General features: G+C 73.3%; 18 protein-coding genes. 14 read left to right on the forward strand and 4 right to left on the reverse strand.

What is annotated here, in order from left to right; genetic code table 11:
- Positions 1 to 79: 79 nt before the first annotated feature.
- A complete protein-coding gene (gene dapD, locus RI578_RS29815) occupies positions 80 to 1,069 on the forward strand; it encodes a 2,3,4,5-tetrahydropyridine-2,6-dicarboxylate N-succinyltransferase (RefSeq protein ID WP_310873960.1) in 990 nt (329 codons plus the stop codon).
- Positions 1,070 to 1,313: 244 nt separating this feature from the next.
- A complete protein-coding gene (locus tag RI578_RS29820) occupies positions 1,314 to 1,544 on the forward strand; it encodes a hypothetical protein (RefSeq protein ID WP_310873961.1) in 231 nt (76 codons plus the stop codon).
- Here RI578_RS29820 and dapA read toward each other — a convergent pair.
- A complete protein-coding gene (gene dapA / locus RI578_RS29825; RefSeq protein WP_310873962.1) occupies positions 1,529 to 2,449 on the reverse strand; it encodes a 4-hydroxy-tetrahydrodipicolinate synthase in 921 nt (306 codons plus the stop codon). The two genes, RI578_RS29820 and dapA, sit on opposite strands and share 16 nt — an antisense overlap.
- A 155-nt stretch (positions 2,450 to 2,604) precedes the next feature.
- Here dapA and RI578_RS29830 point away from each other — a divergent pair, with 155 nt between their 5' ends.
- From RI578_RS29830 to RI578_RS29840, 3 genes are all read left to right on the forward strand, one after another.
- The gene (locus RI578_RS29830) at positions 2,605 to 3,027 is read left to right on the forward strand and encodes a phage holin family protein (protein ID WP_310873963.1); all 423 of its coding nucleotides are present in this window, start codon (positions 2,605 to 2,607) and stop codon (positions 3,025 to 3,027) included.
- The gene (locus tag RI578_RS29835) at positions 3,024 to 3,521 is read left to right on the forward strand and encodes a DUF3618 domain-containing protein (protein ID WP_310873964.1); all 498 of its coding nucleotides are present in this window, start codon (positions 3,024 to 3,026) and stop codon (positions 3,519 to 3,521) included. Before RI578_RS29830 ends, RI578_RS29835 begins: the two co-directional genes overlap by 4 nt.
- Positions 3,522 to 3,701: 180 nt before the next feature.
- Entirely contained in the window at positions 3,702 to 4,406 is a 705-nt protein-coding gene (locus tag RI578_RS29840; protein ID WP_310873965.1) for an antibiotic biosynthesis monooxygenase, read from the forward strand.
- Positions 4,407 to 4,428: 22 nt separating this feature from the next.
- Here RI578_RS29840 and RI578_RS29845 read toward each other — a convergent pair whose 3' ends face one another.
- Positions 4,429 to 6,258, reverse strand: a complete 1,830-nt coding sequence (locus tag RI578_RS29845) for an endonuclease/exonuclease/phosphatase family protein (protein ID WP_310873966.1) — start codon at positions 6,256 to 6,258, stop codon at positions 4,429 to 4,431.
- Between the two features lie 313 nt (positions 6,259 to 6,571).
- Between RI578_RS29845 and RI578_RS29850 the strand changes: the two genes are divergently transcribed.
- The 4 genes from RI578_RS29850 (at position 6,572) to RI578_RS29865 (ending at position 11,640) form a co-directional block, all read left to right on the forward strand.
- Positions 6,572 to 7,999 carry a hypothetical protein gene (locus RI578_RS29850; RefSeq protein WP_310873967.1) on the forward strand — a complete coding sequence of 476 codons (1,428 nt, stop codon included), beginning with the start codon at positions 6,572 to 6,574 and terminating at the stop codon, positions 7,997 to 7,999.
- 342 nt (positions 8,000 to 8,341) lie between these two features.
- Complete coding sequence (locus tag RI578_RS29855; protein WP_310873968.1) at positions 8,342 to 9,808, forward strand: PhoX family protein; 1,467 nt, start codon at positions 8,342 to 8,344, stop codon at positions 9,806 to 9,808.
- Between the two features lie 144 nt (positions 9,809 to 9,952).
- On the forward strand, positions 9,953 to 10,600 hold the full coding sequence (locus RI578_RS29860) for a GntR family transcriptional regulator (protein WP_310873969.1): 648 nt from the start codon (positions 9,953 to 9,955) through the stop codon (positions 10,598 to 10,600).
- Positions 10,601 to 10,623: 23 nt separating this feature from the next.
- The gene (locus RI578_RS29865; RefSeq protein ID WP_310873970.1) at positions 10,624 to 11,640 is read left to right on the forward strand and encodes a 1-aminocyclopropane-1-carboxylate deaminase; all 1,017 of its coding nucleotides are present in this window, start codon (positions 10,624 to 10,626) and stop codon (positions 11,638 to 11,640) included.
- 11 nt (positions 11,641 to 11,651) lie between these two features.
- On the opposite strand, the gene RI578_RS29870 is transcribed toward RI578_RS29865, so the two are convergent.
- A complete protein-coding gene (locus tag RI578_RS29870; protein WP_310873971.1) occupies positions 11,652 to 12,125 on the reverse strand; it encodes a hypothetical protein in 474 nt (157 codons plus the stop codon).
- A gap of 117 nt (positions 12,126 to 12,242) precedes the next feature.
- On the opposite strand from RI578_RS29870, the gene RI578_RS29875 reads away from it, so the two are divergent.
- Positions 12,243 to 12,821 (forward strand): helix-turn-helix domain-containing protein, encoded by a 579-nt coding sequence (locus RI578_RS29875; RefSeq protein ID WP_310873972.1) that lies wholly within the window; start codon positions 12,243 to 12,245, stop codon positions 12,819 to 12,821.
- Between the two features lie 50 nt (positions 12,822 to 12,871).
- Here RI578_RS29875 and RI578_RS29880 read toward each other — a convergent pair whose 3' ends face one another.
- Positions 12,872 to 14,098, reverse strand: coding sequence for a TerD family protein (locus tag RI578_RS29880; protein ID WP_310875895.1), 1,227 nt, complete (start codon positions 14,096 to 14,098; stop codon positions 12,872 to 12,874).
- Positions 14,099 to 14,540: 442 nt separating this feature from the next.
- Between RI578_RS29880 and RI578_RS29885 the strand changes: the two genes are divergently transcribed.
- Genes RI578_RS29885 through RI578_RS29900 form a run of 4 tightly spaced genes read left to right on the forward strand, consistent with a single transcriptional unit; the run spans position 14,541 to position 17,245 of the window.
- Positions 14,541 to 14,651, forward strand: coding sequence for a keywimysin-related RiPP (locus tag RI578_RS29885; RefSeq protein WP_310873973.1), 111 nt, complete (start codon positions 14,541 to 14,543; stop codon positions 14,649 to 14,651).
- A gap of 23 nt (positions 14,652 to 14,674) precedes the next feature.
- Complete coding sequence (locus tag RI578_RS29890) at positions 14,675 to 16,531, forward strand: lasso peptide isopeptide bond-forming cyclase (protein ID WP_310873974.1); 1,857 nt, start codon at positions 14,675 to 14,677, stop codon at positions 16,529 to 16,531.
- A 28-nt stretch (positions 16,532 to 16,559) separates the two neighbouring features.
- Positions 16,560 to 16,814 (forward strand): lasso peptide biosynthesis PqqD family chaperone, encoded by a 255-nt coding sequence (locus RI578_RS29895; protein ID WP_310873975.1) that lies wholly within the window; start codon positions 16,560 to 16,562, stop codon positions 16,812 to 16,814.
- Complete coding sequence (locus RI578_RS29900; RefSeq protein WP_310873976.1) at positions 16,811 to 17,245, forward strand: lasso peptide biosynthesis B2 protein; 435 nt, start codon at positions 16,811 to 16,813, stop codon at positions 17,243 to 17,245. Before RI578_RS29895 ends, RI578_RS29900 begins: the two co-directional genes overlap by 4 nt.
- Positions 17,246 to 17,306 lie beyond the last annotated feature (61 nt).

The following is a 17,306-nucleotide window of genomic DNA, read 5'->3' on the forward strand; positions in this document are numbered from 1 at the left end:
CGGTGCCGTACCGCCCGGCACGCGAGACGCCCGAGGGGTCGGCTCGCTTCCGCGGGCGACGGCCGGTTAGGTTGCCCTCATGACCGACACGACTGCTCCCCGCACCACCGGCGCCGTGGCCGCCGGGCTTGCCACGATCGCCGCCGACGGCACCGTTCTCGACACCTGGTTCCCGGCCCCCGAACTGACCGCTGAGCCCGGCCCGTCCGGCACCGAGCGCCTTACCGCCGAACAGGCCGCCGAACTCCTCGGCGGCGGCGCGACCGCGGCGGTCGGTCCGGACGCCCGGCGCGGCGTCGAAGTGGTCGCGGTCCGCACGGTCATCGCCTCGCTGGACGAGAAGCCGGTCGACACGCACGACGTCTACCTGCGCCTGCACCTGCTCTCCCACCGCCTGGTCAAGCCGCACGGCCAGAGCCTGGACGGCATCTTCGCCCACCTCGCCAACGTCGCCTGGACCTCGCTGGGCCCGGTCGCCGTGGACGACATCGAGAAGGTGCGCCTCAACGCCCGCGCCGAGGGCCTGCACCTCCAGGTCACCTCGATCGACAAGTTCCCGCGCATGACGGACTACGTCGCCCCCAAGGGCGTCCGCATCGCCGACGCCGACCGCGTCCGCCTCGGCGCGCACCTCTCCGAGGGCACCACCGTCATGCACGAGGGCTTCGTCAACTTCAACGCGGGCACGCTCGGCACCTCCATGGTCGAGGGCCGCATCTCCGCGGGCGTCGTCGTCGGCGACGGCTCCGACATCGGCGGCGGCGCCTCCACCATGGGCACCCTCTCCGGCGGCGGCAACGTCCGGATCGTCATCGGCGAGCGCTGCCTGGTCGGCGCCGAGGCGGGCGTCGGCATCGCCCTCGGCGACGAGTGCGTGGTCGAGGCCGGCCTCTACGTCACCGCCGGCACCCGCGTGACGATGCCCGACGGCCAGGTCGTCAAGGCCCGCGAACTCTCCGGCGCCTCCAACATCCTCTTCCGCCGCAACTCGGTCACGGGCACGGTCGAGGCCCGCCCGAACAACGCGGTGTGGGGCGGCCTGAACGACGTCCTGCACAGCCACAACTGACGCCGTAGCCGGTCGCCGACGGCCGAGCCGCCCTTTCGACGTGCCCCTGCCGGGCCGTCGGGAGGGCGTCGTCGTTTCCGGGCGCGGCTCCGGGGGTGTGTTCCGCCAACGCGGTGACGGCGCGTGCTGCGCGCGCCCCCCGCACGTACGGATGACCTCCCGTGACCTTCCGGTGGTCTTGGCGGATGAACGGGTGGACGAAGTGTCCGATCAGACGCCGATCCGACGAAACGAGGAGCCTGGTATGACGAACGAGCGGGCGAGGACCGTGGCGCGTTGGCTGGCCGGGGCGGGCGCCGCGGTGCTGGTGTGCTGGGGGTCGGCGGGGGCCGCGCAGGCGGACGAGACCACCTCCGGTTCGCACAACGGTCCCCGGGTCGGTCTCCTCAACGTCAACGTGGGGCAGATCGACGACCCGGCGGAGGACGTCCTGGAGCACACGCTGCTGCTCGGGGACGGCTACACCTGGAGCTGATCGGAAGCGGCGACCAGTTCCTCGTAGGCCGCCAACAGCCCGTCGGTCGTCTCGCGGTCAGCGGGCCGCAGCGGTGCGCGGACCGGCCCCGCGGGCAGGCCCAGTGCCCCGAGGAGGGCCTTCGCGGTGACCGTGCCGGGCAGACCCGCGGCCATCATCGCCTCGACGAGGGGGATCGCCCGCCGCTGGAGCAGGGCGGCCCGCCCGGTGTCGCCCGCGTCGAAGGCGTCGAGGACGGCCCGGAACAGGTCCGGCACGACGTTCGCGACCGTGCTGACGTACCCCGCCGCGCCGACCGCGTACAGGGCGAGGACCTGCTCGTCGCAGCCCGCGTAGTACGCCAGGGACGTCCGCGACAGGACCTTCTGGGTGCCCAGGAGGTCGTAGGAGCAGTCCTTGACGGCGACGATCCGCGGGTGGCCGGCGAGGCGGACGAGGGTGTCGGGTTCGATGCGGGTGCCCGTGCGCCCGGGGATGTCGTAGAGGACGAGGGGCAGGCCGGAAGCGTCGGCGATCTCCCGGAAGTGCGCCTCCAGGGCGTCCTGCGGGGGCCTGCTGTAGTACGGCGTGACCACCAGCAGCCCGTCCGCGCCGGCCCTCTCCGCGGCCAGCGCCAGTTCCACCGTGTGCCGGGTGTCGGCGGTGCCCACCCCGGCGACGACCGACGCCCGGTCCCCGACCGCCTCCCGCACCGCCGTGACCAGCGCCGCCTTCTCGGCGTCCGTGGTGGTCGGCGACTCACCCGTGGTGCCCGACAGCACCAGGCCGTCACAGCCCCGCGACACCAGCCGGTCGGCGAGCCGCCGGGCGCCGTCGAGATCGAGCGCGCCGTCCTCGGTGAAGGGCGTGACCATGGCGCACAGGGCGCGGCCGAAGGGCGCGGGGGGTCGGGCGTCTGTCGTCATGTACGTAGTGTCGGCGGGCAGATCGTGTAGCTCCACTTAAATCTGCTACGAGGTATGTGTAAGGAGTGCTGCGCGGTCCGCAGTGGGAGAGGGCAGGGGTAGTGCCGGTCGGCCATGGGTACCCGGGGTGCTCCGAACCGAGAGGAGGCGGAACCGTGACCGGGACCATGCACACCAGGCCTGTGCACGACGAGCAGCAGCACTCCGTGGGTGAACTCGTCGGTCAGGCCACCGAACAGCTCTCCCGGCTCGTGCGCCAGGAAGTGGCCCTCGCCAAGATGGAGCTGGCCGAGAAGGGCAAGCGGGCCGGGCGTGGCGGCGGGATGCTGGGCGCCGCGGGCGCCATCGCGTACGTCGGGCTGTTCGCCCTGGCCGGAACGGCCACCGCCGCGCTCTCGCTGGCGCTGCCCGTCTGGGCCGCGGCGCTCATCGTGACGGCGGTGCTCTTCGTGATCGCGGGCGTACTGGCCATGATGGGCCGCGCCCAGCTCCGCCGCGCCGTGCCCCCGAAACCCGAGGAGACCCTCGGCAGCGTCAGGGCCGACGTGGACCAGATCAGGGAAAGGGCGCATCGATGACCGACGCGACAAGCGGTGACGGCACGAGGAGCGGCTCCACCGCACAGCCGATCGGCGGGGCCAAGGGGCCCGACGAGCTGCGGCAGCAGATCGAACAGACCCGCGGCCAGCTCGGCGACACCGTGGAGGAGCTGGCGGGGAAGGCGGATGTGAAGGGCCGCGCCAAGGCCCGGGCCGCCGACCTCCGGGACAAGGCCGGTGCCATGACCGTGCAGCTGCGCAGCTCCGCCGCACAGGCCGGGCACACCGTGCAGGACAAGGCGAGCCGGGCCGGGCACACCGCGCAGGACAGGGCGAGCCGGGCCGGCCGTACGGCGCAGGACAAGGCGGACAGGGCCGGGCACACCGTGGAGCAGCGGGTGCCGGGACGGGCGCGCGGTGCGGTTCGGGCCGGGCTCGGGCATCCCCGTGCGGTGCTGGTCGCCGGTGCGGCGGCGGGTGCGGTGGTCGCGGCGGGCGTGCTGCGGCGCCGCCACCGTCACGGGCACTGCTGAGGGCGCGGGCGTGACGAGGGGCTCCGGGGCGGGGCCCCTCGTCACGCATGTGGGGGCGGGGGTGCTCGTCACGTACGTCGTAGCGGCGCCGGAGTGCCTTCCGGAGGACACTTGACCTCAACCTTGGTCGAGGTCGGAGAGTGGTGCGTGCACCCGACGCCCCGATCAGTGGAGGCCGGCATGACCCGCCGTACCGACGCACACCCCGAACTCGCCCGCTCCGACGTCCAAGCCCCCTTCTTCAGTACCTGGAGGGTGGGCACGCCCGAGCGGCAGCGGCAGACGGTCGACGCCATCGCCCGTACCTGGGAGCGCCGCCCCTGGCCCGCCGACGACCTGCTGGGCTACCACGTCTACACCGGCCACGACGGCAGCACGCTGCTGCACCACTCGCAGTGGGCGAGCGAGCAGGCGTACGAGGCCTTCGTCAAGACGCACCGGCAGGAGCGCGTCGACGAGATCGACACCGCCGTGCCCGGCATCGAGCGGCTGGGGCTCGGCAGGTACCGGCGCTACCGCGGCGGCACCCGCGAGGACGGGCCGGCGCCCGTCCCGGGCTGCATCGTGATCGTCGACATCGAGTTCGAGGGACCCGACCCCGAGCGGCAGCGCGCCTGGGTGGACGCCGTCTTCGAGGCCCTGGCGAGCGAGCCGGAGCCGCACCCCGGCGGCATCTCCGCCCACTTCCACCTCAGCACCGACGGCACCCGCGTCCTCAACTACGCCGAGTGGGAGAGCGCCCAGGCCCACGTCGACGCCCTCGCCGCACCGGGCGACGGCGTCGGCTCGGCGTCGGCACGGTGGGAGCGGGTGCACAACTGGCCGGGCCTGAAGAGCAGTACGGTCAACCGCTACGACCACGCCCTCGGCCTCGTACCCCGCTGAACCCGCTCCCGCCGGACGCCGGTTACGGACGGAACCGCAGCACCTGCGGGTCGTGGTCGCTGATCTGGTCGTGGAACTCGGCGTTGACGTGCACGCTGTCGTACGACAGGCGCCCGCCCCACCGGATCGACGGGCTGACCAGGATCTGGTCGAGGACCTGGCTGTTGCCCTGGTAGACGTACGAGTAACGCTCGCTCCGCGGCAGCGACTTGACGGCCGACCACAGGGCGCCGTCGTCCTCCAGGATGCGCGTGGTCCTGGAGAACTCGAAGTCGTTGATGTCGCCGAGGGCGATGACGTCCGCGTTCTTCTGAGTGGAGAGGACGGCCTTGACGAAGGTGTTCACGGCCTGCGCCTGGAGGTGGCGCTGCGTCTGCGAGCCGCGCGAGGGCGGCTGGTACTGGGCGGACAGGCTCTGGTCGCCGCCCTTGGAGTTGAAGTGGTTGGCGATGACCAGGACGGTGCGGCCGCGGAAGACGAACTCGCCGGCCAGCGGCTTGCGGCTGTCCTCCCAGGCGGGGTTCGCCGGGTCCACGCGACCGGGGGAGTGGGTGAGCGCCGCCTTGCCGCGCACCTTCGTCACCCCGGTCGCGGTGACCGCGTCGCCGGACCCGCGGTCGGTGAAGGAGACCCGCTCCGGGTTGAACAGGAACGCCTGGCGGATGTTGCCGCCGGGCTGGCCGCCGTCCTCGCCGTCGACCGGGTCGATGCCGCGCCAGTCGTAGCGCGGGCCGCCGGCCGCGACGATCGCGTCGATCAGCTTGCCGACCGTCGCGTCGGCGGCCACCGTGCCGTCGTTCGTGGCGCCGTTGTTGTCCTGGATCTCCTCCAGGGACACGATGTCGGGCGACGCCAGGTTGTGCACGATGGCGTCGGCGTGCGCGGCGAAGGTCTCGTCGGAGGGGTCGAGGTTCTCGACGTTGTACGTCGCCACCGCCAGCTCGCGACTGCTCTGCCGGCGCGTCGACTCGCGCTCCAGGCCCCCGCTCTCCAGCGCGCCGATCTCGCTCGCGACCAGCGTGTAGCCGCCGTACTGGTTGTAGTCCAGCGGGCCCGCGGTGGTTCCGGCGAGGGTGTCGCCGACGTTGGCGTCGGGGAAGTCGGCCGGCTTGCCCAGGGACTGGATCTGCAGCCGGCCGGTGTTCTGGGAGTCGTAGGAGCCGTACACCGTGCCGCCTCGGCGGTTGGTGTTCTCCCAGGGCTTCACCGTGACCCACAGCTCCGTGTACGGGTCGGAGGCGCCGACCACGCGGGCGTCGGCGACCCGGACGTTCATGCCCTCCAGGGACTCGTAGTGGTCCAGGGCGTACTCCGCCGGCCGCAGCGGCAGGCCGTTGACCGAGCCGTTCGCGGCCTCGTCGCCCTCGGGGGCGTACGCGCGCGGCACGGTGCGGGCGGAGACGGTCGTCGCGGCCGGAACCGCGTTGCCGCTGGAGACGACCGTGAACACCGGGCGGGTGATCTCGGTCAGCGACTGGTTGCCGGAGGAGGTGCCGCCGGGCACGTACTCCGAGACCGTGCCGGAGACGGTGACCGCGTCACCGACGGCGACGCCCTTCGGGGTGGAGCCGGTGAAGACGAAGACGCCCTCGCTGGTGGCCGGGTCGGCGTCCGGCCGCGGATCCTGGATCCAGAAACCTCTGGAGGAGCCGTAGCCGCGGACGCCGGTGACGATTCCGGCCACGTCCGTGACCTGCTCGCCGGCGTACGGCGACAGCCGGGTGCTCCCCTGGATGTCGTGGACGCGCACGGAGTCGGCGTGCGCGGGCGAGGTGAGGACGATCGTGGACGCCGCCGAGCAGACTGCGGCGACGGTGAGCGCGGCGAGGCGCGCGGAGGACTTGCTGGCCAACGTGATCCCTCCGGGGACGTGGAAGAGCGCCGGGACGAGGGTGGGGCGAGGGTGTGGCGCGACGGGACGAGGGTGGTGGGACACGAGGGGTCGCAGGGCACACGTGGAGCTGAGTGAACACTTGTCCCCCCGCTTTCTACGCGCGTCAATCTCCTGCTTGGCCACGCCAGTTGTCAAGGTTTCGGCCATGTACTCCACCCGTCGGGGAGATGAACCGGGCGGCATGGGTGGAAACCCGTCTAGGCTGAGCTGTTGAGCCGTACGGCGTCCGGATGGCCGTACGGCGGCCAAGGCGCGCGAGGAGAAACAGCCGATGTCAGACAGCTCCACCCTGCCGCCCGCACGGCTGCGCCCCGAAGCGGAACTGGCCCGCGACGCGCTGTCCGCGCCGGTGCTCTCCCGGGCCGCCCGGCTGGCCCGCTGGGCCGGTCCGGACACCCGTGTCGACGCCGGGGGCGGGCTCGTCGAGGAGCAGCTGCCGACGGCGGCCGAGGAGCTCGGGCTGAGCGGGGACGACGCCGCGGCCCACGCGAGCGAGGCATGGCGGATCGCCGTGGACACCGGGCTCGTCGAGATCACCGACGAGGAGGCGGGCACCGTCACGGCGGGCGAGGACGTCGCGCTGCTCACCAGCGGCTCCCCGCAGGACGTGCTCGGACTGTGGCTCACCGCCCTGGAGGCGGTGCTCGCCGACGCGAGCGTGCCCGACCTCGACGACCTGGTCGACGCGATGGCCGAGGGCGGCGAGGTCGACCTCTCGTCCCTCGACTGGGACCCGGAGGCCGAGGCGGAGTTCCTCGACGGCGTGCTCGGCAACCTCTACCTGCTCACCGTCGGCGAGGACCGCCCCGGCGACGCCTCGGTGCCGCTGCCCGCGCTGGCGGCGTCCGTGATCGTGCCCAGCGACATGGGCGAACCCACCAACGACGTGCTGGAGCAGGTCTCCGACGCGATGATGCGGCTGGACGACCAGTTCCGGCTGCTGGAGCCGATCGGCCTCGTCGAGTACCAGCCGGTCGACGAGGCCCTGATGGCCGACGCGGACGAGGAGCCCGCGGCGCCCGTCGACGAGACCGACGTCGCCCGCTACGGCATGGTGCGGCTCACCCCGCTCGGGCTGTACGGACTGCGCGCCCGGCTGCTGGAGGCCGGCTTCGAGGCACCCGCCGTCGGCGACCTCTCCGACAAGGGCGCCGACGCGCTGCTCGACGGCACCGCCCCCTTCCCGCCGGCGGCGGCCCACGCCGAGACCGAGCTGTGGCTGGCCGGCCGTAGCGCTCTCGTCGCGGCCCGGGAACTGCTGGCGGCGGCACGCGGCTCGGACACCGGCGCGCCCCTGCGCCGGCTGCGCTGCCAGCAGGCGCTGTCCCTGGTCGGCGCCGAGGCCGAGCCCGCGTTGCGGGAGGTCCTCGACGACGCCGAGCTGGGCGGCCTGGCCCGGGTCTGGCTGACCGAGCACGGTGCGGGGGACGTTCCCGCCCCGCCGCAGGAGATGGTCTTCTGGCTGACCATCGACACCGTGGCGGCGCAGCTCGCGGCCGAGGGGAACTCCGAGGAGCTGCGTGCGCTGGTGGAGGGGCTGGCCCGGCAGCACAGCGGGTTCTTCGACACGGTGTGGCGGGTCGAGCACCCGGCCACGCCGGACGTCCTGGAGGCGATGGGGCGGCTGCATCCCGACAAGAAGGTCGCGAAGGAAGCGCGTAAGGCGGCGTTCAAGGCGCGGTCGCAGCAGGGGGGCTGACGCCGGGGCGCGGGGCGGAGTCTGGTCCACGCCGGTCAGCCGGGCGGGGGTGGGTGGCGCGACCCGGCGTTGCGGGGTGCCGCCCGCGCCCACCCGTGCCGCCCTGGGCGGCACGAATGCCCGCGGTTACGTGGCAGAGTGCCTGCGGTTGGGCGGGAGGGTGCCCGCGGATAGGCGGGAGGTGCCCGCGGTTGCGGGGGCGGGTTCGTGGTTGTGCGGGATGCCGCGTGGGCGCCGTGCGTAGTTCAACCGCCGTTCAGGCGCGGGCGGAACCGTGTCGCCGGGCCGAGGTCCGCCACCCTCCACGGCACGTCCGGCACGTCCACCGTCACAGGAGTCACCATGTCGCTCACCCGCAGGGACTTCGCCAGTCGCTCCGCGCTCACCGGCGCCGGGGTCGTGCTGGCGGGCAGCGTCGGCGCCCTCGCCACCGCCCCGAACGCCCTCGCTTCCACGGACACCGAGAGCGCGGGGGAGGAGCACGGCAGAGGCCACGGACACGGACACGACCACGGCGGGGTCGGCTACGGGCCGCTGATCCCCGACCCCGACGGCATCCTCGCCCTGCCCGCCGGGTTCCGGTACGAGATCATCACCTACTGCGGCCGGACCAAGCTGGAGTCGGGTGAGTACACCCCGTCCAACCACGACGGCACCGCCACCTTCGACGGCCCGCGCGGCACCACCCTCCTCGTCAACAACCACGAACTCGGCGGCCACCGCGACGACTGGCCCCACCCCGTCCCGCTCACCGAGGGCCTCGTCTACGACCCCGCCGCGGCCGGCGGCTGCACGGTCGTCGAGGTCCGCCGCGGCGGCCACGTCGCCGAGTGGGTCGGCATCGCCGGCACCGCCACCAACTGCGCGGGCGGCAGCACCCCGTGGGGTACCTGGCTGACCTGCGAGGAGACCGAGGACAAGGCCGGCGAGGAGGGGATGACCAAGGACCACGGCTACGTCTTCGAGGTCGACCCCGAGGACCGCCGCGCCAACCGCGACCCCAAGCCGATCAAGGCGCTCGGCCGCTACGCCCACGAGGCCGTCGTCGTCGACCCCAGGCGCGGCCACCTCTACCTCACCGAGGACGCCTCCGGCCCCAACGGCCTCTTCTACCGCTGGGTCCCGCCGCAGGGCTTCCGGCACGGCCGCGGCCGGCTGCGCACCCTCGCCGACGACGCCGGGGTCCTCCAGGCGTTCAAGTGCTTCGACTCCGGCGGCAAGTTCGTCGACGACCTCTCCCGCGCGACGAGGACCGGCACCGTCTACGGCGTCGACTGGATCGACGTCCCCGACCGCGACGCGAAGAGCACCTCCGTGCGCAAGCAGTTCAGCGCCGGCCAGGTGACCCGCGCCCGCAAGCTGGAGGGCATGTGGTGGGCCGACGGCGGCGCGTACATCGTCTCCTCCTTCGCCCGTGACGAGAGCCCCGGCCGGCCGCACGACGGCCAGGTCTGGTTCTACGACCCCAAGCGCCGCACCCTCACCCTCAAGGTCCTCCTCGGCGTCAACCCCGACCCGTCGGCGGACGGCGCCTTCGACGGCCCCGACAACATCACCGTCTCCCCGTACGGCGGCATCGTCATCGCCGAGGACGGCGACGGCGTCCAGCACCTCTTCGGCGCCACCGACAGCGGGCGCACGTACCCCATCGCCCGCAACGACCTGAACGTCGGATCCGAAGAGGAGCCCGAGTACAGCGAGTTCGCCGGCGTCACCTTCTCGCCCGACGGCAAGACCCTCTACGCCAATATCCAGGACCCCGGCATCCTGCTGGCGATCACTGGGCCGTGGAAGCGGCAGCGGCGTTAGAACGGGGGACCAACACGACCTGGCCGCTGCCCTTCCCGAGTGGCCTGAGCGCCGGCCCCGAGGTCCACCGCGGCCCGCACCTGTGCTGAGCAGGTGCGGGCCGCAGCCTTGTCCGGGTGCGCGTTGACATCTAACATTTCAGTCGTGGACGCCATCCGCCCCGTATCCCGCACCCTGCTCCGTGACCGCGCCTGCGAAGCCATCCGGGACGCCATCGTCGCCGGGGAGATCGAACCCGGCGCCGTCGTGCGCGACGCCGACCTGGCCGAGCGGCTGGGGCTGTCCCGGGCCCCGGTGCGCGAGGCGTTCTCGCGGCTGGTGGACGAAGGGCTGCTGGAGAGCAAGCCGCAGAGCTACACCCGGGTCACCCCGGTGGTCGCCGCCGACGTGCGGGACGCCGCCGCCGTCGTCGGCGCCATGCACGAACTGGTCACGCGCGTCGCCGTACCCCGGCTCCGAGAGGCGGACCTCGACGCGATGCGCGCGGCCAACGAGCGGTTCGCCTCGGCCGTCCGCGCCGGCGACGTCGACGGTGCCCTGCGCGCCGACGACGCACTGCACCACGTCCTCGTCCGCGCCGCCGGCAACCGGGCCGCCGCCTCCACCGTCGCCCGCTACACCCCGCTCATCCGCAGGCTGGAGCGCCGCCGCTTCGGCGAGGGCGGCACCTGCCGTTCGGCCGGGCTGCACGAACGGCTCATCGAGGCCTGCGCGGCCGGCGACACGGAGACGGCGCTCCGTGTGACGGCGGACATCTGGCGGAGCCTCGCAGAACTCGCCGACTCCGACTGATCCGTACCGATCCGGGAGCAACCGTGCCCCTTTCCTCGTACGAGCGTTACCCGCTGCTCCTCGGCCCCTCGCCCGTGCACCGGCTCGAACGGCTCACCGCACACCTCGGCGGGGCCACGCTCTGGGCCAAGCGGGAGGATCTGAACTCCGGCATCGCCTACGGCGGGAACAAGACCCGCAAGCTGGAGTACCTGGTCGCCGACGCCCTCGCGCAAGGCTGCGACACGCTCGTCTCCATCGGCGGGGTGCAGTCGAACCACACGCGTCAGGTGGCGGCCGTCGCGGCCCGGGCCGGACTGAAGTGCGTGCTGGTGCAGGAGAGCTGGGTGGACTGGCCCGACGCCGTCTACGACAAGGTCGGCAACATCCTGATCTCCCGGCTCGCCGGCGCCGACGTGCGGCTGGTGCGGGCCGGGTTCGGGATCGGCTTCAAGGAGAGCTGGGAACAGGCGCTCAAGGAGGTCGAGGACGCGGGAGGCAAGCCCTACGCCGTCCCCGCCGGCGCCTCCGACCACCCGCTCGGCGGGCTGGGCTTCGCCGGCTGGGCGTACGAGGTCGCCGAGCAGGAACGGGAGCTGGGCGTCTTCTTCGACACCGTCGTCGTCTGCTCGGTGACCGGCTCGACCCAGGCCGGCATGGTCGCCGGCTTCCGCGCGCTGGAGGAGGCGGGCGGCCGGACCCGGCGGGTGATCGGTGTCGACGCGTCCGCCCGGCCCGACCGCACCCGGGAACAGATCGCGCGGATCGCACACCGCACGGGGCGGCTCATCGGCGTGTCGGCGGAACTGACCCAGGCGGACGTCGAGCTGGACGAGCGGTACCACGCGGGCACGTACGGCGTCCCCGACGACACCACGCTCGCGGCCATGCGGCTGGCCGCCCGGACCGAGGGCATGGTCACCGACCCGGTCTACGAGGGGAAGTCGATGGCGGCACTGGTCGACCTGGTCACCCGCGGCGAGATCGGCCGCGACGCCACCGTCCTCTACGCCCACCTGGGCGGGCAGCCGGCGCTGAACGCGTACAGCGCGCTGTTCTAGTCCGCGGGGCGTCAGCCGCTCCACCATGTCTCGAACGAGGCGATCCACCAGGCCGCTGCGGACAGGAGGCACAGCTGGGTCACCGCGGCCGTCCACCACCGGAACAGGACCGTGACACCGCACGTCCACCCCATCACGGTGAGCAGGCCGTGCACGGCGTCGTCCTGGAAGGAGGCGCCGGTGGAGTCCATCATGCCCGGAGAACCCATCCAGTCCTCGGTGAAGATGCCGTCCTGCCCGAGCAGCAGGATCAGGGACACGACCCACAGGTCGAAGAGGACCAGGCACAGGGTCGCGATCCGGTCCAGGCGCAGGTAGGCGGGTGTCGGGAACAGCAGTCGCACCGTCCGCGGCCCCTCGTCGCGCATCAGGTCCGCCGGCCGGGTGCGCGCCAGCGCGCCCAGCAGATAACCGAAGGCGATGAGGACCGCCACCCAACCGCTGATCGCGTACAGCGCGAACAGCAACATCAACAAGGCTGTCATCCTTGGACTGGAGACCCGGCCGGTGCGGAATGGTTCCCTCCGTTCGGTGGGCCGGGCGGCGGCCCGCGGGCGGGCGGTAGGGTTCGGCGGAAGACCCCGGGTGCAGGGAGTAGTGGGATGGCGCAGGTCAGGCCCATGCGTGCGGATGCCCGTCGCAATCGTGAGCGGTTGCTGGAGGTCGCGGGTGCGGCCTTCGCCGAGCACGGTGAAGGCGCCTCCCTGGACGACATCGCCAGGCGCGCGGGGGTCGGGACCGGCACGTTGTACCGGCACTTCCCGACGCGGCAGGCGCTGCTGGAGGCGGCCTACCTCGACCGGATCGAGGCGATCGCGGCGCGGGCGGACATCGTCGCGGGCGACCGGGCGCCGGGCGAGGCGCTGCGGGAGTGGCTGGACGAGCTGGCCGTCGGCATGATCCAGGTCCGCGGGATGAGGGCGTTGCTCGGCACCGCCGTCACGGCCCGGGGCTCGGCGGTGGACACGGCGTGCGGCGACTGCCTGCGGGGCGCGGCCGGGCGGCTGGTGCGGGCGGCGCAGGAGGCGGGGACGCTGCGACGGGACGTCGAGCCGATCGAGGTGCTGCGGCTGGTGCACGGGGTGGCCACGGCGGCCGGGGCGACCGACGGGGAGGGCGGGGAGGACGGGGAGTCGATCCGCAGGTATCTGTCGCTGATGTGGGACGGGCTGCGGGCGTAAGGGGCGGTGGGGCGCCCGCCGAGTGGCGAGCGCCCCACTGTCCGGATGGGCTACAGCGCCTTCGCCGCCGGCTTCACCATGCCCCGGACCGTGCGGGACTTGACGAACTCGCCCATGGCGGTCATCTCCCACTCGCCGGAGAACTGGCGGATCAGCTTCGCCATCATCACGCCGGTCTGCGGCTCGGCGCTGGTGAGGTCGAAGCGGACCAACTCCTCGCCACTCGCGGCGTCGATGAGGCGGCAGTAGGCCTTGGCGACCTCCGTGAACTTCTGCCCGGAGAACGAGTTCACCGTGAAGACCAGGCCGCTGACCTCCTGCGGGAGTCGGCCGAGGTCGACGGTGATCACCTCGTCGTCCCCGCCGCCCTCACCGGTGAGGTTGTCCCCGGAGTGCTTGATCGCGCCGCCCACGATCTGGAGCTTGCCGAAGTAGCAGCTGTCGATGTGGTTGCGCTGCGGGCCGTACGCGATGACCGAGGCGTCCAGGTCGATGTCCTTGCCGCGGTAGGCCGGCTCCCAGCCGAGGCCCATCTTGACCTGCGACAGCACCGGGCGGCCGCCCTTGACCAGGGAGACGGTCTGGTTCTTCTGGAGGTTGACCCGGCCCTTGTCGAGGTTGATCTTCCCGGCGCCCGGGGCGGGGGCCGCCGGGGCGGCCGGTGCCGCGGGAGGAGCGGCGGGCATCGTCGGCGCGGCGGCGGGCGGGGGCGGCGGGGTGGCCGCCTGCGCCCGTGCCGGGGGCGCGGGCTGCGCGGGAGCGGCGGGCTGGGCCGGGGCGGCGGGCTCCTCCACCGTGACGCCGAAGTCGGTGGCGATGCCGGCCAGGCCGTTCGCGTAGCCCTGGCCGACCGCGCGGGCCTTCCAGGCGCCGTTGCGCAGATAGACCTCCACGATCACCAGCGCGGTCTCGGTGCCGAGCTGCGGGGGCGTGAAGGTGGCGAGGACGGAGTTGTCGTCCGCGTTGCGGATGGTGGCGGTCGGTTCGATGCCCTGGAAGGACTGCCCGGCGGCGTCCGGGCTGGCGGTGACGACGATCTTCTCGATGCCCGGCGGCACGGCGGAGGTGTCGACCACGATCGCGTCCGGGGCGGCGCCGCCGCCGGAGCGGTAGGTCACGCCCTGGCCGGTGGGCTGGTTGTAGAAGATGAAGTCGTCGTCGGAGCGCACCTTGCCGTCGGCGGTGAGCAGCAGGCCCGATACGTCGAGCCGCACGGGCGCGGCGACGTCCACCGTCACGCGGGCGGCGGAGAGGGGGATGTTCGAGCCGGGGGTCATAGCTGTCATGCCGGGTGAACGAGCGAGGGCGTTTTACCGTTCCCTTACCCGGGGGCCAATCGGGTCGGGGGTGGCCGGCGGCGGGGGCGGTCCGTCTGCCGACCGGACCCCGGACCCGTCGGTTGCGTTCCCGGTGCGCTGTGCGCCGGTCGGCGCCCCCGCACCGCACGTCCCGGCTCCGGCGGTCTCCCTGTCCGGTGCGTCGACCGTGCCGGGCAGGTCGGAGGGCGTGCACCGCCTGTTCGCCTCCCTACGCCACCCCCCTTGATTTCCGGGGAGGGCGACCGACGGGGCGTATGCCGTCCGGACCAACCCCCTTAAAATCCGACGATATGACTTATTTTGAGTGTCTTGCCTGTGCCGTGCGCCGCCCCGCTAGCTGGTGTTCCCGCCGCCGGGCCGCAAGGAGGACCGACGGCACCGCTCACATCGAGGTGATGGCATGGAGAAGACGTACGAGGCCCCGACACTCGTCCGGCTCGGGTCCTTCCGCGAGAAGACCGGGCTGTTGCAGCGCAGCGGCAACGACCGTCTGATCCTCAGCAAGAACTGACGGCCGGCACGTAGCGCGACTGCATGTCCGACATGCACGAGAGCGCGGAACCGGGTCGCGGCGATGCCCACTTCGCGGTCTTTCCAGACTGCGAGGAGGCGGCCGCCGCGGCCCGCTTCTTCCGCCGCCCCGGAACCCGCGTCCTGCCCCACGCTTCGGGCCGGCCCTGGCTGGTCGGCCGGTGGTCCGGCGCGGAGATCACCACGGCCCGGGCGGGCGCGACGGCCCTCGCCGCCGTCGGCTGGTGCCCGGCCGACGGCCGACAGCTCGAACGCCGGGCCGCCCGTCTGCGCGACCTCACCGAACTCGACGTCCTGGCCCGGTCCCTGCCGGGCAGCTTCCACCTGGTGGCCACCCACGGCGGGCGGTTGCGGGTGCAGGGCACCGCCTCCGGGCTGCGTCTCGTCTTCCACGCGCGCATCGGTGGTGTCCACGTGGCCGCGACGAGCGCGGACCTGATCGCCGAGGCCCTGGGGAGCAGCCCGGACACCGACCGGCTGGCGGTCCGGCTCCTGTGGCCGGTGCCGCACCCGCTGTACGAGACCTCCGTATGGCAGGGAGTGGAGGCGGTCTCCCCCGAGAACGCCCTGCTCGTCTCCGCCGACGGACGAAGGGTCAGTACCACACGGTGGTGGCGGCCCCCGGAGCCCACCCGCACCCTCGCGCAGGGTGCCCCGGCCGTCCGTGAGGCACTGGCCGAGGCCGTGGACGTCCGGACCCGGGCGGGCGGCGTGGTCAGCTGCGACCTGTCCGGCGGGCTGGACTCCACCTCCGTCTGCTTCCTGGCCGCCCGCTCCGACGCGTCCGTGGTGGCGGCGACCTGGCCCGGACGGGACCCCGCGGACACCGATCTGGCCTGGGCCGGACAGGCGGCGCGGCACCTCCCTCAGGTCGACCACGTCGTCTGGGACGCGGACGCCTCGGCCCTGGTCTACTCGGACCTGCTCGGCGTCGACGACCTGCTCGACGAGCCGACCATCGGGGTGATGGACCGCTCACGCGTCCTGCAGCACCTGCCGTGGCTCGCCGAGCGCGGCAGCCGGGTGCACCTCACCGGCATCGGCGGCGACCATGTCGCCTGGTGCTCGGAGGCGTACTACCACCGGCTGCTGCGGACCCGCCCACTGTTCGCGCTGCGCCAGTTGCGGGGCTTTCGGGCCCTGTGGAACTGGCCACTCGGCGGGACGGCGCGCGCCCTCGCCGACTCCCGTGCCTACCCGCGCTGGCTGGCGGACTCCGCCCGGCACCTGCGCGATCCGATGCCCGAGTCCTCGGTGACCGGCGGCCTCGGCTGGGGGATGTCCCCCCGCCTGTTCCCCTGGATGACCGCCGAGACGGAACGGCTGGCCCGCCGGGCCCTGCTGGACTCCGCCGCGCGGGCCGAGTCGCTGCACGCGGACCGCGGCCTGCACACCGACCTGGAGCTGATCCGCACCTGCACGCGCATCATCCGGCAGTGGGAGCGGATGGCGGCCCGGGCGGGACTTCCGATGGCGTCACCGTACCTGGACGACCGCGTCATCGAGGCGTGCCTCGCGGTGCGGCCCGACGAACGGGTCACGCCGTGGCGGTACAAACCGCTGCTCACCGAGGCGATGCGCGGTGTCGTCCCCGAGGAGTGCCTGCGACGAGCCAACAAGGCCGAGGCGTCGATGGACGCGTCGGACGGCCTGCGTCGCCACCGCGGCGACCTGATGACCCTGTGGACCGGCTCCCGGCTGGAGAACCTCGGCCTGGTGGACGGCGGTGAACTGCGCCGGCTCGCGCAACGGCCGTCCGCGCCGGGCCTGCGCGACGCGATCCTCTACTCGACCATCGCGGGCGAGGTGTGGCTGCGCTCCCGCGACCGCGCCCCACGTCCTGAATCCGCCCCCGGATGACGCGAGACAGCAGAAAGGTGCCGCTCCCATGACGCTCCGATTCGACACCGACGTCTCCACCGCGCAGACCCAGTACGGAACCGTGCTGCTCGACCAACGCACCGGGGATTACTGGGAACTCAACCCCACGGGTGAACTGGTGGTGCGCACCCTCATGGACGGCGGCGACGAGGCGGCCGCCGCCGCGGCGCTGGTCGCGCGGTTCGAGATCGACCGCGACCGCGCCGAGCAGGACGTGACGGCGCTGGTGCGCGACCTGCGGGCCGCGGGGCTGGTCTCGTGACCACGCCCAGTGCCCTGGACCGGCCCACCGGAGTCCCCCTCGCCCGGCGACTGGCCGCCCGTCTCGTCCTCGTCCCCGCGCTGGCCCTGTCCTTCCTGCCGCCGCGGCACATCCGCGCCGTACTGGAGCGGGTACGCCGTGGCGGGCGGCCCGCCACCCCCGCACAGGCCGCGGCGGCCCGGGAGGCATTGTGCGCGGTGAGCCTGCGCTGCGCGGGGCCGCGCGGCTGCCTGCCGCGGTCGCTGGGGGCGGCCCTGCTCTGCAGGCTGCACGGCACCTGGCCCACCTGGTGCACCGGGGTGCGCAAGGTGCCGCCGTTCTCCGCCCACGCCTGGATCGAGGCCGACGGCCGCCCGGTGGGGGAGGGCGTCCCGGACGACTACTTCGCGCGGCTGGTGACGGTGGCCCCGGCACGGCGGACGCGGACGTGAGCGAGACGGTCGTCGCGGACGACGCTGCGCCCGGCCCCGGCCCCGGCCCCGGCGACCGAGG

The sequence above is a fragment of the Streptomyces sp. BB1-1-1 genome, assembly GCF_031597775.1.
Lineage (GTDB): Bacteria > Actinomycetota > Actinomycetes > Streptomycetales > Streptomycetaceae > Streptomyces > Streptomyces thinghirensis.